Origin of the sequence: Streptomyces sp. NPDC058295 (assembly GCF_042880655.1) — a bacterium.
In the GTDB taxonomy this organism is placed as follows: Bacteria; Actinomycetota; Actinomycetes; order Streptomycetales; family Streptomycetaceae; genus Streptomyces; species Streptomyces coriariae.
Window position 1 is genome coordinate 157,474 of sequence record NZ_JBHVYO010000006.1, and the last position, 14,234, is coordinate 171,707.

General features: G+C 72.9%; 13 protein-coding genes. 3 read left to right on the forward strand and 10 right to left on the reverse strand.

The window, feature by feature from the left end:
* Positions 1-81: 81 nt before the first annotated feature.
* Both ACFVYS_RS08865 and ACFVYS_RS08870 read right to left on the reverse strand, forming a co-directional pair.
* Positions 82-1,038, reverse strand: coding sequence for an alpha/beta fold hydrolase (locus ACFVYS_RS08865; protein ID WP_389500160.1), 957 nt, complete (start codon positions 1,036-1,038; stop codon positions 82-84).
* A gap of 518 nt (positions 1,039-1,556) precedes the next feature.
* A complete protein-coding gene (locus ACFVYS_RS08870) occupies positions 1,557-2,249 on the reverse strand; it encodes a metal-dependent transcriptional regulator (protein WP_020130217.1) in 693 nt (230 codons plus the stop codon).
* A gap of 270 nt (positions 2,250-2,519) precedes the next feature.
* On the opposite strand from ACFVYS_RS08870, the gene ACFVYS_RS08875 reads away from it, so the two are divergent.
* Entirely contained in the window at positions 2,520-3,275 is a 756-nt protein-coding gene (locus ACFVYS_RS08875) for an SIS domain-containing protein (protein WP_389500162.1), read from the forward strand.
* Positions 3,276-3,360: 85 nt separating this feature from the next.
* Here ACFVYS_RS08875 and ACFVYS_RS08880 read toward each other — a convergent pair whose 3' ends face one another.
* Together ACFVYS_RS08880 and ACFVYS_RS08885 are read right to left on the reverse strand one after the other, a co-directional pair.
* Positions 3,361-4,839 carry a PAS domain-containing protein gene (locus ACFVYS_RS08880; RefSeq protein WP_389500164.1) on the reverse strand — a complete coding sequence of 493 codons (1,479 nt, stop codon included), beginning with the start codon at positions 4,837-4,839 and terminating at the stop codon, positions 3,361-3,363.
* A 21-nt stretch (positions 4,840-4,860) separates the two neighbouring features.
* A complete protein-coding gene (locus ACFVYS_RS08885) occupies positions 4,861-5,364 on the reverse strand; it encodes a GNAT family N-acetyltransferase (protein WP_389500165.1) in 504 nt (167 codons plus the stop codon).
* Positions 5,365-6,124: 760 nt separating this feature from the next.
* Here ACFVYS_RS08885 and ACFVYS_RS08890 point away from each other — a divergent pair.
* A complete protein-coding gene (locus ACFVYS_RS08890; protein WP_389500167.1) occupies positions 6,125-7,141 on the forward strand; it encodes an isopenicillin N synthase family dioxygenase in 1,017 nt (338 codons plus the stop codon).
* 93 nt (positions 7,142-7,234) lie between these two features.
* On the opposite strand, the gene ACFVYS_RS08895 is transcribed toward ACFVYS_RS08890, so the two are convergent.
* Positions 7,235-8,335, reverse strand: a complete 1,101-nt coding sequence (locus ACFVYS_RS08895; RefSeq protein WP_389500169.1) for a citrate synthase 2 — start codon at positions 8,333-8,335, stop codon at positions 7,235-7,237.
* Between the two features lie 383 nt (positions 8,336-8,718).
* Here ACFVYS_RS08895 and pdxH point away from each other — a divergent pair, with 383 nt between their 5' ends.
* Positions 8,719-9,399, forward strand: a complete 681-nt coding sequence (gene pdxH / locus ACFVYS_RS08900) for a pyridoxamine 5'-phosphate oxidase (RefSeq protein ID WP_389500170.1) — start codon at positions 8,719-8,721, stop codon at positions 9,397-9,399.
* A 48-nt stretch (positions 9,400-9,447) separates the two neighbouring features.
* Here pdxH and ACFVYS_RS08905 read toward each other — a convergent pair whose 3' ends face one another.
* The 5 genes from ACFVYS_RS08905 to ACFVYS_RS08925 all read right to left on the reverse strand — a co-directional run bounded on the left by ACFVYS_RS08905 (position 9,448) and on the right by ACFVYS_RS08925 (position 14,234).
* The gene (locus ACFVYS_RS08905) at positions 9,448-10,014 is read right to left on the reverse strand and encodes a hypothetical protein (RefSeq protein WP_389500172.1); all 567 of its coding nucleotides are present in this window, start codon (positions 10,012-10,014) and stop codon (positions 9,448-9,450) included.
* 85 nt (positions 10,015-10,099) lie between these two features.
* Positions 10,100-10,747: a TetR/AcrR family transcriptional regulator gene (locus ACFVYS_RS08910; protein WP_389500174.1), complete on the reverse strand. Its 648-nt coding sequence runs from the start codon at positions 10,745-10,747 to the stop codon at positions 10,100-10,102.
* Positions 10,735-11,481 (reverse strand): enoyl-CoA hydratase family protein, encoded by a 747-nt coding sequence (locus ACFVYS_RS08915; RefSeq protein ID WP_389500176.1) that lies wholly within the window; start codon positions 11,479-11,481, stop codon positions 10,735-10,737. Before ACFVYS_RS08915 ends, ACFVYS_RS08910 begins: the two co-directional genes overlap by 13 nt.
* Complete coding sequence (locus tag ACFVYS_RS08920; protein WP_389500178.1) at positions 11,478-13,046, reverse strand: 4-coumarate--CoA ligase family protein; 1,569 nt, start codon at positions 13,044-13,046, stop codon at positions 11,478-11,480. The genes ACFVYS_RS08915 and ACFVYS_RS08920 overlap by 4 nt, the downstream gene beginning before the upstream one ends.
* A 42-nt stretch (positions 13,047-13,088) precedes the next feature.
* Complete coding sequence (locus tag ACFVYS_RS08925) at positions 13,089-14,234, reverse strand: acyl-CoA dehydrogenase family protein (RefSeq protein WP_389500180.1); 1,146 nt, start codon at positions 14,232-14,234, stop codon at positions 13,089-13,091.

Genomic DNA, 14,234 nt, shown 5'->3' on the forward strand with positions numbered 1-14,234 from the left:
GCCGTGAGGGGGCAAGGGGGCCCGCCCCGGGACCTCGGGGGCCCGTGGGGCTCTCCGTGGGCCTCAGGGGGCTCAGGGGGTTCAGGAGGCTTCGGGAGTGAGTACGGCGTCGAGGAACGGTTCGATCGCCGTGCGCCATCCCTCCGGCTGGTCGTAGTGCACGAGGTGCCCGGCGTCGGCGACCTCCGCGTACGCGCCGCGTGGCAGGACCCGCACCATCTCCTGGGCCTCGGCACGGCCGAGCTCGCCGTCCAGGCCGCGCACCACCAGCGCCGGGCACTGGACCTGGGTGAGCTCCTCCCAGTGCGCGTCGTAGACCCAGGTCTCGCGGGACTTGAGCATCTGCTCGGGCTCGAAGACGGGACGCCAGCCGTCCGGCGACTCGTGCATCACCTCGGCGTAGAACTCGCCCCGGGACGGGTTCGGGCGCTCCACCCACGGGTCGTCCTCGCCGAACCACTTGCGGACGTCGGCGAGCGTGGCGAAGGGGGCAGGCCAGGACTTGAACCAGTCGCCCCACTCGCGCTGCGAGGCCGCGCCCAGCGCGGAGGCCCGCATGTCGCAGACGATCAGACCCTGCACCAGGTCGGGGCGCTTGGCGGCGAGCTGCCACGCGGTGAGCGCGCCCATGGCGTGGCCGATGAGGACGGCCGGGGCGAGGCCGAGCTGCTCCAGGGCGGCCTCCGCGTCCTCGACATAGGCCTCGCGGGTGAAGGCGGCCTCGGGCAGCTTCGCGCTCTGGCCGTGACCGCGCTGGTCGAGGGCGACCGCGCGGTGCCGCTCGGAGAGCCAGCGGGCGGTGGACGACCAGTGCGAGGCCCGGCCCATCAGACCGTGCAGTAACAGGACGCCCGGCCTGCTTCCGGCGCCGTTCTCGAGGGGCTCGGCACCCCGGCCCCCCTCCCGCTTCCCTACGGACTGGGCCGGAATCACCGGCTCCGCCACCGCTTTCGCCGGGTCGCCCTTGGGCGGGTCACCGAACTCCCAGGCCGCCAGGCGTACGCCGCCCGCCCCGGTCACGTCGATGCGTCGCGCCATAGGTCCTGGCACCCCCTAGCCGTCATACCGCTGCGCTTCCGATGCCTTCGTACTGCCTTCAATCACCCGCAGGCTATCGAATGGCCTTTCGAGAAATGCACTCTCCGCGCACAACACCCCTCAATCGAGTGACCCCACTCAAGGAATGATCGCCGCTGCCGAGGGGAGACCTTCAGCGGGAGGCGGACCGCTCGGGGAAATCGGTCCGAGGGGAATGACCCTGAGAGCTCGGGGCTCCGGGTCAGTACAGGGGAGGACAGGCCCCGGTGCCTTACGGCACCGGGGCTCTCCACTGCTCCGCGGCACGGCATCCGGCCCCCCTCAGGTCATATGCCCCACGCGACAGCCTGGCACGTGAAGCGCCGGAGCGCTGCGATTCGACACAGGGAATCTGCGATTCGACGAGATCGACGGAGCACCCCAACTTCCCCACGCTCCCCAGGAGTTGAACAAAGCTCAGCGTTTCGGCGACGGCCGGCGGTCGCCCCGACGACGTCCCGTGCCCGCCCCGCCGGAGCTCAGCGCTTCGCGACGAACACGTGGGACGCGACGTCCGACTCCAGCTCGGCCGCCTCGCCGCCGCTGCCCACCAGGACACCGCCCGCCGACTCCGTGACGCTCACCACCGAACCGGGCTGCACGCCCGCGCGACGCAACGTGTACATCAGTTGCGCGTCCGTCTGGATCGGCTCGCCGATCCGGCGCACGACGACCGTCTTGCCCTCCAGACCCGGGTCGAGGTCGGCCAGCGAGACCATGCCCTCGTCCAGGAACGGGTCGGCGCCGTCCTTCTCGCCCAGCTCCTCCAGGCCCGGGATCGGGTTGCCGTACGGCGACTCGGTCGGGTGCCGCAGCAGCTCCAGCACGCGCCGCTCGACGGCCTCGCTCATCACGTGCTCCCAGCGACAGGCCTCGGCGTGCACCTGCTCCCACTCCAGGCCGATCACGTCGACGAGGAGACACTCGGCGAGGCGGTGCTTGCGCATCACGCGCGTGGCGAGCCGGCGGCCCTCGTCGGTGAGCTCCAGGTGCCGGTCGCTGGCCACGGAGACCAGACCGTCGCGCTCCATGCGCGCCACCGTCTGGCTGACCGTCGGCCCGCTCTGGTCGAGGCGTTCGGCGATCCGGGCACGCATGGGCACCACGCCTTCCTCTTCCAGCTCGAGGATGGTGCGGAGATACATCTCCGTGGTGTCGATCAGTCCGGACATGTGTGCCCCTCGATTAGCTCTGCTGGCTCTGCCGAAGGCTGAACGGCTCTCCGGCGCGTGCGCTGGCCCTGGACTCAATTCTGCCGGATACCACTGACAAGCGTGCCGCGCCGTTGAAACGAGGCGGTTACATCGTGGCGCGCATCCCCGCCGCGAGGCGGGCCGGCACCCCGGCCGCCCCACCGTCACCGGGCGTATTGACAGCGCACTGGTCCAGACCGCACGGTGATCCGCGACACGGACACCCGCTGAGGCAAAGGGGCCCTTCGGATGAGCGACCGCAAGCTCGCCGCCCAGTTCTTCGACGCCGCGATCGCCCTGCTCCAGCGAGCCCGCGACGAGGAGGCCGACACCGTCGAGGCCGCCGGCACGCTCCTCGCCGACACCGTCGCCGCAGGCGGCCGCCTCTTCGCCTTCGGCGCCGGTCACTCCTCCCTCGCCGCCCAGGACATCGTCTACCGCGCGGGTGGCCTCGCCCTGATGAACCTGCTCGCGGTCCCGGGAGTCGTCGGCGTGGATGTCACGCCCGCCACCCTCGGCTCCGCCCTGGAGCGCGTCGACGGCCTTGCCGGCGCCGTCCTGGAGACCTCGCCCCTGCGCGCGGGTGACGCCCTCGTCATCGTCTCCCTGTCCGGCCGCAACGCCCTGCCCGTGGAGATGGCGCAGAAGGCCCGCTCCCTGGGCGTCCGGGTGATCGGCCTGACGTCGGTGGCCTACGCCTCGGAGACGACGTCCCGGCACGCCTCGGGAACCTTCCTGAAGGACCACTGCGACGTCGTCCTCGACTCGAAGATCGCGGTCGGCGACGCCGAGCTCACCCTCGACACCGTCCCCGCGCCCTTCGCCCCCGCCTCCACGGTCGTCACCTCGGCCCTCCTCCAGGCCGTGATGGCCACCGCGGCCGGTGTCCTCGCCGAGCGCGGCATCGAGCCCCCGCTGCTGCGCTCCGGCAACGTCGACGGCGGCCACGACTGGAACGGGCGGATCATGGAGGAGTACCGGGAACGGATCTTCTACCGCCGCTGAACGGGCGCCACCGCCACCCGGCGGCGCGACGGCGGACCGACCGACCGGGAGACCGCGCGACCGACGAACCAGGCGACCGCGCGGGTCAGGCGCCTTCGCCCCGGCCCGCCGCGTCGGCCGCCCCGGTCAGATCGGCGAGGTCCAGCGCCGCGGCTATCCGGACGGCGACATCCTCGGCGTAGATCGCGTCGGAACGCTCGAAGGCCGTACGGCCACCGCCGCGCAGGAACGTCACGACCCCCAGGGTGCTGCCCCGGCTGCGCAGCACCGCGCACAGGGCGTGCACCGTGTCGTCGGGCCACAGGCGCGCCCGGGCCCACTCCCGTGCCTCGTCGGCCGGCGCGGAGCCCACCCCGGCCCGCACCGAACCCGCCCGTGCCACGCACTGGAGCGCCGGGTGCGACTCGCCGTAGCGCACCGGCAGGCCCGTGTGTCCGGTGAGCGCGCTGGGGCCCGGCCCGCCCGACGGGGTGGCCGCGACCCGCGTCAGCCGCTGCGGCCCTACCCCCTCGTGGTCGGCCGGGGCGCCGCCCATCACCCGGTCGACCAGGGCGTGGTCGGCGAAGCCGGCGAGCGCGAAGTCGAGGTGCACGGTGGCCGCCTCGGCGGGGTCCTCGCACTCGGCGGCCGCGCGGGCGGCCCGGTGCAGCTGGTTGGCGCGGAAGCGCAGCAGCGAGGCCTCCTGCTCGCCCTGCTTGGCCTCGGTGACGTCCTGGAAGATCCAGCCGACCCCGAGGGGCACCGGCTCCTCGGCGAGCGGCGAGGCGAGCCGCAGGAAGCCGCTGCGCCAGCAGCGCCGCTTCTCGCCCTCCGGGGTGCGCACCCCGACCCACAGCTCGGCGGGGGCCGGCGGAGCGCCCTCGGCGAGGACGTGCGTCAGCGCGTTCTCCAGCTCCTCGACGCCCCGGGTGAGCAGATCGCCCAGGGGGCGGCCCAGGGCGGCCGTACGGCCCGTGCCGAGCGCGCGGGCGGCGTGCGCGTTCACGACGGCGGGGCGCAGGTCGGCGTCGACCAGGACGACTCCCCAGGAGGCGTCGTCGAAGAGGGCCTCGCTGAGCGCGATGGAGCGCTCCAGGTCGATCTGGGCGTGCACCTCACTGAACGCGAAGTACAGTCCCGCGGGCTTGCCGTCGGGCCCGCGCACGGCGGCGGACTGGCTGCGCACGAGGACCCGGCCGCCGTCCTTGGTCAGCAGCGCGAACTCGTGGACCTGGCGGCCCGGCGCGTGCATGGCGGACATCAGCCGCCCCTCGATGTCCTCGGCGTCGGCCTCGCGCACGGCCCATCCCGCGAAGCCGTGCCGGCCGACCGCCTCGGCGGCGGTCCAGCCGAGGATGCGCTCGGCCTCGCGGTTCCAGTGGGTGACGAGGCCGTCGCCGTCGAACGCGCAGAGCGCCGCGTCCATGCCGTCGAGCAGCGCGGCGAGCAGATCGGTGCCGTCCGGGCCGACCGGGCCGACCGCCGGCTCCGCGCCTTCCGGGGGCGTGGGGCCGTCGCCGCCCGACCGCTCGGGCTCGTCCGGCCCCAGCTCGTCGGTGGTCCCACTACGTCGGGAAGCACTCACCTGGACCCCCTGCAGGTTCGCTCACTTGCCCTCATTCAACTCGAACGTGACGCAGCCCACATATGGTTCCCGCAAGATTGCAGAGGAATCGTGCTCCGCGCCCTGGTCATCGCGGGGCAGGAGCCGCAGGTCGACCCATTCCGCCGTCCCGCCGTCGAGCACGTACCGCTCGACCTCGACGAAACCGCGTGCCCGCGCGAACCGCAGGCCGTCCTCGTTGACGGCCAGCACGCACGTCTCGACCACCCGGGCGCCCAGCACGCGCGCGTGGGCGAGAGCGTGGTCGTACAGGGCGGCGCCGTGGCCCCGTCCCCGGTAGGCGGGCAGCACGCGCGCGATGACCGTCGCCACCGCCTGCCCGCCCTCGGGCGGCCGCACGGTCGAGCAGCCGACGAGGACGTCACCGACGTAGGCGTTCTCCAGCCGGTAGCGGCCCGCGCGCTCGCGCACCTCGTCCAGCGACATCGCGACCGGCGGCACGATCGTGTTGTGGACGTGCCGCCACCTGTTCCAACGCGGCCTCACCGGCCACGACCTCTGTGCGCAGACGAAGATCGGTCACGCGAGCAGGGAATCGCCTCCCGGTCCGCCGAGTCAACATCCCAGAAAAACACTTGAGCGACCGGAGACGGGTTCCTAGTGTGTTCCGTACCGAAGGAAAGGAGGTGGTCCGAAGCATGTATGCACATCGGACGTCGGAGGTGGCTGCGGGCTAGTGGCCCGTCGCCCACTGAGTGCGGTGCCGGACCGGCGTGTGTGAGTTGCGCGCAGCCGGCCAGTTCAACGCAGTCACCCGACCCGCGAGTCGCCGGTACGTCCGGCCGGCCCTCCTGAGCGAGGACCAGACTCGCGGGTCGCCTGCGTTTCCGGCCTTCGCTCCCCCGTCGCCTGCGTTTCCGGCCTCCGCTCCCCCGGCCTCGTCCTTCCGCCGGCCATCCTCCGGCCTCCGGCCTTCGTCCTTCCGCCGGACCTCCGCGCCTCCGGCCCTCCGGCCTCAGGGCCCTCCGTCCGTAGGGCCCACCGTCCGCAGGGTTTGCGGGGCGTGATCCGCGCCACGTACGGATCTTTCGTCAGGCAGTACCCTGGCCGCATGCTTGCGCTCGTTCGACGCCGCCACGTGGACTACGTCCGCGTCACGAGCATGGGCTGTCGACGCTCCCTCTGAGCTTCCAGCCCCTTCCGCGGTTCACATCCGCCTGCGTTCCCCCTCCCTCTTGCCCACTTGGCACCCGTGCGCCGCCCCACCCACGGCGGCGGCCGGGCCCCGTACACCTGCGGACGTACCATGACGAACCCGTCGTACCAGCAACTGCCGATCATCGATCTCTCCGCCGCCGACCGCGGTCCCCAGGCGCGGGCGCTGCTGCACGCGCAGCTGCACAGTGCCGCGCACGACGTGGGGTTCTTCCAACTGGTCGGGCACGGGGTCGGTGAGCGGGAGACCGGCGAGCTGCTGTCCGCCATGCGGGCCTTCTTCGCGCTGCCCGAGGCCGAGCGGCTCGCCATCGACAACGTGAACTCGCCGCACTTCCGCGGCTACACCCGGACCGGCGACGAGCGGACCGGCGGGCGGCAGGACTGGCGGGACCAGCTCGACATAGGGGCCGAGCGGCCCGCCCGGACACCCGGGTCCGACGAGCCCGCCTACTGGTGGCTGGAGGGGCCCAACCAGTGGCCCGCCGGGCTGCCCGCGCTGCGGACCGCCGCGCTCGCGTGGATCGCGCGGCTGAGCGCCGTCGCCGAGAAGCTGCTGCACGAGCTGCTCGCCTCGATCGGGGCGCCCGTCGACTTCTACGACCATGCGTTCGGTGAGCGGGCGCATCCGCATCTGAAGCTCGTGCGGTACCCGGGAAGCGCGGGCGACCGTGCCGGTCAGGGCGTCGGGGCGCACAAGGACTACGGGTTTCTGACGCTGCTGCTGCAGGACCAGGTCGGCGGGCTCCAGGTGCAGCGCGCGGACGGGCTGTTCCATGACGTCCCGCCGCTGCCGGGCGCCTTCGTCGTCAACCTGGGTGAGCTGCTGGAGGTGGCGACCGACGGGTATCTCGTGGCCACCAACCACCGGGTCGTCTCGCCGCCGAGCGCCGTCGAACGGTTCTCCGTGCCCTTCTTCTACAACCCCCGTCTGGACGCCCGCGTCGAGCCGCTGCCCTTCCCGCACGCCTCCGCCGCGCCCGGCGTCACCGACGACCCGGCCAACCCGCTCTTCGCCGAGTACGGCTTCAACGAGCTGAAGGGCAAGCTGCGGGCCCACCCGCTGGTGGCCGAACGGCATCACGCGGAGCTGCTCAGCCCCGCGTGACGCCGCGTGTGACACCGCGTGGGTGCCGCGTGTGACGGCCTGTGGATGCCGACCGTGACGCCGCGTTTCGGCGGTCGGCCCGGGCGGCCCGGCCTAGCCGCTGATGTCCCCGTAGCCCTCGATCTCCCGAGGGTCGCGGGAGCCCGGGCCGATGTAGCGGGCCGACGGGCGGACCAGGCGGCCGGTGCGCTTCTGCTCCAGGATGTGCGCCGACCAGCCCGCCGTGCGGGCGCAGGTGAACATCGAGGTGAACATGTGCGCCGGGACCTCGGCGAAGTCCAGGATGATGGCCGCCCAGAACTCGACGTTCGTCGCCAGGACCCGGTCGGGGCGGCGGGCGTGCAGTTCCGCGAGGGCCGCCTTCTCCAGGGCTTCGGCGATCTCGAAGCGGGGCGCGCCCAGCTCGCGGGCCGTACGGCGCAGCACACGCGCGCGTGGGTCCTCGGCGCGGTAGACGCGGTGGCCGAAGCCCATGAGCCGCTCGCCCTTGTCGAGGGCCCGCTTGACGTACGCCTCGGCGTCCCCGGTCCGCTCGATCTCCTCGATCATGCCGAGGACGCGGGAGGGGGCGCCGCCGTGCAGCGGGCCCGACATGGCGCCCACGGCGCCGGACAGGGCGGCGGCGACGTCGGCGCCCGTGGAGGCGATCACGCGGGCCGTGAACGTGGACGCGTTCATGCCGTGTTCGGCGGCCGACGTCCAGTAGGCGTCGACCGCGGCCACGTGCTTGGGGTCCGGCTCGCCACGCCAGCGGATCATGAACCGCTCGACGACGGACTGCGCCTTGTCGATCTCCCGCTGCGGGACCATCGGCCGGCCCTGACCGCGCGCGGACTGGGCGACGTAGGAGAGGGCCATGACGGCGGCGCGGGCGAGGTCCGCGCGGGCCTGCTCGGCATCGATGTCGAGGAGGGGCTTCAGGCCCCAGACGGGCGCGAGCATGGCGAGCGCGGACTGCACGTCGACGCGGATGTCACCGGAGTGGACGGGGATCGGGAACGGCTCGGCGGGCGGCAGGCCGGGGTTGAAGGCGCCGTCGACGAGCAGGCCCCAGACGTTACCGAAAGAGACGTGACCGACCAGGTCCTCGATGTCGACGCCCCGGTACCGCAGGGCGCCGCCCTCCTTGTCGGGTTCGGCGATCTCCGTCTCGAACGCGACGACTCCTTCGAGTCCGGGTACGAAGTCGGACATCGGGCGGCTCCTCGTGATGTGTGCGACGGGATGTGCGGGACGGAAGGTGCGGAACAAAGGGTGTGGGGCGGGATGTGCGGGGCGGGGGCTGGGGGTGGGGCGGCTGCGTCGGTCGTGGGGGACAGCGGGTGTACGACGGGCGGCGCCGGCGGTTCCACGGTCCTGTGCACCTCGGTGCGAAGACTCGCGGTCCTGGGCGGTACTCCACTGATGCCCCGTGCGGCCGTCGGTCACCCGACCGGCACCCCACCGGGGCGGTACGGCGGCGACGGGTGCCTCTGCACCATATCCCCGAGTGCCACCCTTGGGGAGTGGTCGGTGGCACTCAGTGCCACCTTTGGTGGGTCGGTCTGCGGCGGTGGGCCATACGGCAAGATGACCACGTGACCGACGCAGACGCCGTCTCCCCCGGCCCCGTCCCCGATCCCGCCGCCATGCGCAAGCAGTACCGGGCCGAGGGGCTCTCCGAGGCCGAACTGGCCGCCACACCCGTGGAGCAGTTCGCCCGCTGGTTCAAGGACGCGGCCGTCGAGGCCCATCTCTTCGAGCCGAACGCCATGGTCGTCTCCACCGCGGACGCCGAGGGCCGGCCCGGCTCCCGCACGGTGCTGCTGAAGCACTTCGACGAGCAGGGCTTCGTCTTCTACACCAACTACGACTCCCGCAAGGCCCGCGACCTCGCCGAGAACCCGTACGTCTCGCTGCTCTTCCCCTGGCATCCGATGGCCCGGCAGGTCATCGTGCGGGGCGTGGCACGGCGCACCGGGCGCGACGAGACCGCCGCGTACTTCCGGACCCGGCCGCACGGTTCCCAGCTGGGGGCCTGGGCCAGCGCGCAGTCCTCGGTGATCGCCACCCGCGCCGATCTCGACGCCTCCTACGCCGAGCTGGCGGCCCGCTACCCGGAGGGCGAGCAGGTGCCGGTGCCGCCGCACTGGGGCGGTTTCCGGGTGGCTCCCCAGTCGGTGGAGTTCTGGCAGGGCCGCCTGAACCGGCTGCACGACCGGCTGCGGTACGTGGCGGAGGCGGACGGGAGCTGGCGGGTGGAGCGGCTCAGCCCCTGACGGGACCGTCTGGGCTCAGCCCCTGCCGGGACCGTCTGAGCCGGGCACTCAGATCTTGCCCGGCAGGAACGCCGTTCTGTGTCCGTCCACGAGCCCGGACACGCGGGCGCGGAACTCCTCGCTGAGCTCCGGCCAGTTCCAGAACTCGAAGCCGAGGTGGGCGAAGGCGAGGGAGTCGTCGGCCCACCGCCAGCCGGACAGGTCGACGGACCGGGCGCAGCCGGGGCAGTCGACGGCGGCGCCGCCCGTCTCGTACCAGGCCTCGGTGGCCTCGCTGAAGCGCTCCGTGAGGTCTTCCCGCACCTCGGTGGCCTCACCGCAGCGCGTGCAGATCACCACCGTCGGGCCGGGGCGGTGGTGGAAGTTGCTCCAGAAGATGTGGTGCTCGGCGTACACGGCGACGCCCTCCGGCGAGCCCCAGCGGGCGTCGGCGACCGCGGTGTGCCAGTTCGGGCCGGGCGGATGGGCCGGCCCGTTGCCCAGGGCCCAGCCCGGCTTCGCCTCGGGGAGCAGGATGCCCTCGGCCACGAGCCGGTCGACCACACGCGCCGCGAGGCGCGGCGCGTCCTGCGGGCCCGCGTCGAGATCGACGATCGTCTGAAAGGTGTCCCCCATCCCCGCACGGTAACCGCGGCCACCGACAGTCGGGTCGGGCGGCAGGAAGCCAGGTGACTGCCGGGCCGCGCCGTCGGCGGCGGGATCAGCCGAGTGCGTCGTCCAGCAGTCCCGCCCACTGCGCCACGACGCGCTCGCGGCGCCCCCCGTCGTCGGTGAGGAGGTTGGCGAGGCCGAGGCCGCGGGCCATGTCCAGCAGGCCCTGGACGGTCTCGCGGACGCCGGGCGCGGACTCGTCGGCACCCAGGAGCTCGACGGCTATGCGGTGGCTCTCGCGGCCCACGCGGGCCTCCAGCTCGGTCACGCGCGAGCGCAGCTGCTCCTCGTTGGAGGCGGCCACCCACAGGTGCAGGGCGGCCCGGAAGAGGGGGCCGGTGTAGAGGCCCACGAGGGCGGTGACGACCGCGCGCCGGTCGCCCGTCGCGCCCTGCGGGAACAGCGCGCGCAGCGCGTCCGAGCGTTCCTCGGCGACGTACTCGACGGCCGCGGTGAAGAGGTCCTCGCGGGTGGGGAAGTGGTGCTGGGCGGCCCCTCGGGAGACGCCCGCGCGTTCCGCGACGACGGAGACCGTGGAGCCCGCCCAGCCGCGTTCGGCGAGGCAGGCCACGGCGGCCGCCAGGAGCCGCTGCCGGGTGGCCCGGCTGCGGTCCTGCTTGGGCACCCGATCACCCGGCCCGCGGTCGCCCGGCCCGCGGTCGCCCGGAGCACGGTCGTCCGTGGTCACAACACCCATGGAGGATCCCGTCGTTCGAGGAAGGCCGTCATTCCCTCGCGGGCGTCGGGGCCGGCGAACAACGAGGCCGAGAGCCTGGTCATCTCGCCCGCGTCCTCGACGAGGGCCTTCAGCACCTTAGCCGTGAGCAACTCCTTCGTCCCGGCCAGGGCCGTGGGCGCGGCCCGGCGCAGGCCGTCGAGGACGGGTGCCAGGGCCTCGTCCAGGTCGCCGTCGCCGGCCGAGAGGGTGACGAGGCCGATCCGGGCCGCCTCGGCCGCGCCGAAGGTCTCGCCGGTGAGGCAGTAGCGGGCGAGGGCGCGCGGGTCGACGCGGGGCATCAGCGGCAGCGAGATGACGGCGGGCGCGACTCCGATGCGCACCTCCGTGAACGCGAAGGTCGCCGTCCCGGAGGCGAGCGCGATGTCGCAGGCGCCGAGCACGCCCAGCCCGCCCGCCCGCACATGCCCGGCCACCCGGGCCACCACGGGCTTGCGCAGTTCGAGGATCCGCTGAAGCAGCGCGGGCACCGCGTGGGGCGGCGGGGGGTCCTTCAGGTCGGCGCCCGCGCTGAAGGTGTTGCCGGTGTGGGTGAGGACGACGGCGCGTACGTCGTCGTCCTTGTCGCAGCTCCCGAGCGCGTCCGTCAGTTCGCTCACGAGGGCGCGCGAGAGGGCGTTGCGGGTGGTGGGCGAGTCGAGGCTGAGGGTCTCGACCCCTCGGACGCGGGTCCGGCCGACCAGGGCGGTCGTCATGCACGCTCCCTCAGTTGACGGCGCAGGATCTTGCCGGAGGCGGCGCGGGGCACGGCGTCGATGAAGGTGACCTGGCGGACGCGCTTGTAGGGGGCGACCCGCTCGGCGACGTACATCGCGATCTCTCCTCCGGCGAGCTCGGGTGACGTGGGCTGCCGGACCACGTACGCGTGCGGGACCTCGTTGCCGTCGTCGTTGTAGACGCCGATGACGGCCGCGTCCGCTATGCCGGGGTGGGTGAGCAGGAGGGCCTCGAGTTCGGCGGGGGCCACCTGGAATCCCTTGTACTTGATCAGTTCCTTGACCCGGTCGACGACGAACAGCCAGCCGTCCGCGTCGACCCGCCCGACGTCGCCGGTGTGCAGCCAGCCGTCGCCGTCGATCATGTCGGCGGTGGCGTCGGGGCGTCCCAGGTAGCCCTTCATGATCTGCGGCCCCCGGATGAGGATCTCGCCGGACTCACCGACGTCGAGGTCCTTGTCGGGGTCGTCGAGGGAGACGATCCGCATCTCGGTGCCGGCGATCAGCTTGCCGACGGTGCCGGCGGGGGCGTCCCGCATGACGTCGAGCGGGACGACATGGGTGCCCGGGGACAGTTCCGTCATGCCGTAGGCCTGGCCGACCGGCGGCAGGTTCAGGCGCTCGGCGCAGGCGGCGGCGAGGGCGGCGTCCAGGGGCGCGGCCGCGCTGACGACGTACCGCAGGGACGACAGGTCGTACCGGGTGACCGCCGGGTGCTTGGCGAGGGCCAGGACGATCGGCGGTGCCACGTACAGGCCGGTGATGCGGTGGTTCTGGATGGCCGCGAGGAAGGTCTCCAGGTCGAAGCGGGGCAGCACCACGACGGTGGCACCCTCCCTCAGGGGCGCGTTCATCAGGGCGGTCAGGCCGTAGATGTGGAAGAAGGGCAGCACCGCGAGGATGCGGTCGCCGGGCCCCGCGGACATCGCCGGCCGGAGCTGGGCGAGGTTGGTGGCGATCTGCCGGTGGGTGAGCATCACGCCCTTGGGGACGCCGGTGGTACCGGAGGAGTACGGCAGGACCGCCACGTCTTCCACCGGGTCGATGTCCACCCGCGGTTCGGGGGCCGCCGAGGCGAGCATGTCGACGAGCGAGCGGTGCCCGGCGGCGGTGTCGCAGACGAAGATCTCCTCGACGCCGCCCGCGAGTTCGGCCGCCCGCCGGGCCGTCTGGAGCAGCGGGGAGACGGTGACGATCCAGCGGGCGGCGGAGTCGTCGAGCTGTTTGGCGAACTCCTCGGCGGTGGCGAGCGGGTGCACGGTGGTGACCGTGGCGCCCGCGCGCGTGGCCGCGTAGAACGCGAGCGGGAAGGCGACGGTATTGGGGCTGTGCAGGGCCAGTACGTCGCCCTTGCGGACCCCGGCCTCGGCGAATGCGGCGGCGACCCGCCGGTGGAACCGGTCCACCTGGTCGTACGTGAGGGTGGTGCCGTCCGTGCCGTCGACGAGCGCCGGCAGTTCGCCGAACTCCGCGGCTCGGCCCAGCACGGCGTCGTGGATGGGGAGTTCTACGGGCGGGACGTCTGCGAACTCGCTGCGGAACATGGTTCCTCCTCGCGCGCCGGACACGACGGTTGCCGGCTGCGGTCAGTACGACTTGGGCAGGCCCAGGGTCTGGTGGGAGACGTAGTTGAGAATCATCTCCCGGCTCACCGGGGCGATACGAGCCACGCGGGAGGCGGTTATCAGCTTGGCGAGGCCGAACTCGCGCGTGAGGCCGTTGCCGCCGAGGGTGTGCACCGACTGGTCGACGGCCTTCACACAGGCCTCCCCGGCCGCGTACTTGGCCATGTTGGCGGCCTCGCCCGCGCCGACGTCGTCCCCCGCGTCGTACAGCTGGGCCGCCTTCTGCATCATCAGGCGGGCCAGTTCCAGGTCGATGTGGGCCTGCGCGAGGGGGTGCGCGATCGCCTGGTGGGCGCCGATCGGGCTCTTCCAGACGGTGCGGTCGCGCGCGTACTCGATCGCCTTGGACAGGGCGTGGCGGCCCATGCCGATCGCGAAGGCGGCCGTCATGATGCGCTCGGGGTTGAGTCCGGCGAAGAGCTGGAGCAGGCCCGCGTCCTCGTCGCCGACGAGCGCCTGCGCCGGGAGCCGCACCTCGTCGAGGGCGAGCTCGAACTGCTTCTCCACACTGTTCAGTTCCATGTCGATGCGGCGACGGGAGAAGCCTTCGGCATCGCGCGGGACGATGAACAGGCAGGGCTTGAGGCTGCCGGTGCGGGCGTCCTCGGTGCGGCCGACGATCAGGGTGGCGTCGGCGATGTCGACGCCGGAGACGAAGACCTTGCGGCCGGTCAGCAGCCAGTCGCCGCTCGCGGGGTCGCGGCGGGCGGTGGTGGTGATGCGGTGGCTGTTGGAGCCCGCGTCGGGTTCGGTGATGCCGAAGGCCATGAGGCGGCTGCCGTCGGCCAGGGCGGGCAGCCACTCCCGCTTCTGGGCCTCGGTGCCGAAGCGGGCGATGACCGTGCCGCAGATCGCCGGGGAGACGATCATCATCAGCAGCGGGGCGCCGGCTGCGCCGAGCTCCTCGAGGATCAGGGAGAGCTCGGCGATGCCGCCGCCTCCGCCGCCGTACGCCTCCGGCAGGTTGACGCCGATGTAGCCGAGCTTGGCGGCTTCCTGCCAGAGGCCGCTCCGCTCGGAGTCGGTGTCGTGGGCGTGGCTCCGGGCGAAGGACGAGACCGCCGCGCGGAGTGCCTTGTGCTCGTCGGATTCGATCAGCGTGCTCAA

Coding starts and splice junctions, on each gene's coding strand:
- ACFVYS_RS08865 (WP_389500160.1), bottom strand. CDS start 1,038: ATGGCGCGACGCATCGACGTGACCGGGGCGGGCGGCGTACGCCTGGCG.
- ACFVYS_RS08870 (WP_020130217.1), bottom strand. CDS start 2,249: ATGTCCGGACTGATCGACACCACGGAGATGTATCTCCGCACCATCCTC.
- ACFVYS_RS08875 (WP_389500162.1), top strand. CDS start 2,520: ATGAGCGACCGCAAGCTCGCCGCCCAGTTCTTCGACGCCGCGATCGCC.
- ACFVYS_RS08890 (WP_389500167.1), top strand. CDS start 6,125: ATGACGAACCCGTCGTACCAGCAACTGCCGATCATCGATCTCTCCGCC.
- ACFVYS_RS08895 (WP_389500169.1), bottom strand. CDS start 8,335: ATGTCCGACTTCGTACCCGGACTCGAAGGAGTCGTCGCGTTCGAGACG.
- ACFVYS_RS08905 (WP_389500172.1), bottom strand. CDS start 10,014: ATGGGGGACACCTTTCAGACGATCGTCGATCTCGACGCGGGCCCGCAG.
- ACFVYS_RS08910 (WP_389500174.1), bottom strand. CDS start 10,747: ATGGGTGTTGTGACCACGGACGACCGTGCTCCGGGCGACCGCGGGCCG.
- ACFVYS_RS08915 (WP_389500176.1), bottom strand. CDS start 11,481: ATGACGACCGCCCTGGTCGGCCGGACCCGCGTCCGAGGGGTCGAGACC.
- ACFVYS_RS08920 (WP_389500178.1), bottom strand. CDS start 13,046: ATGTTCCGCAGCGAGTTCGCAGACGTCCCGCCCGTAGAACTCCCCATC.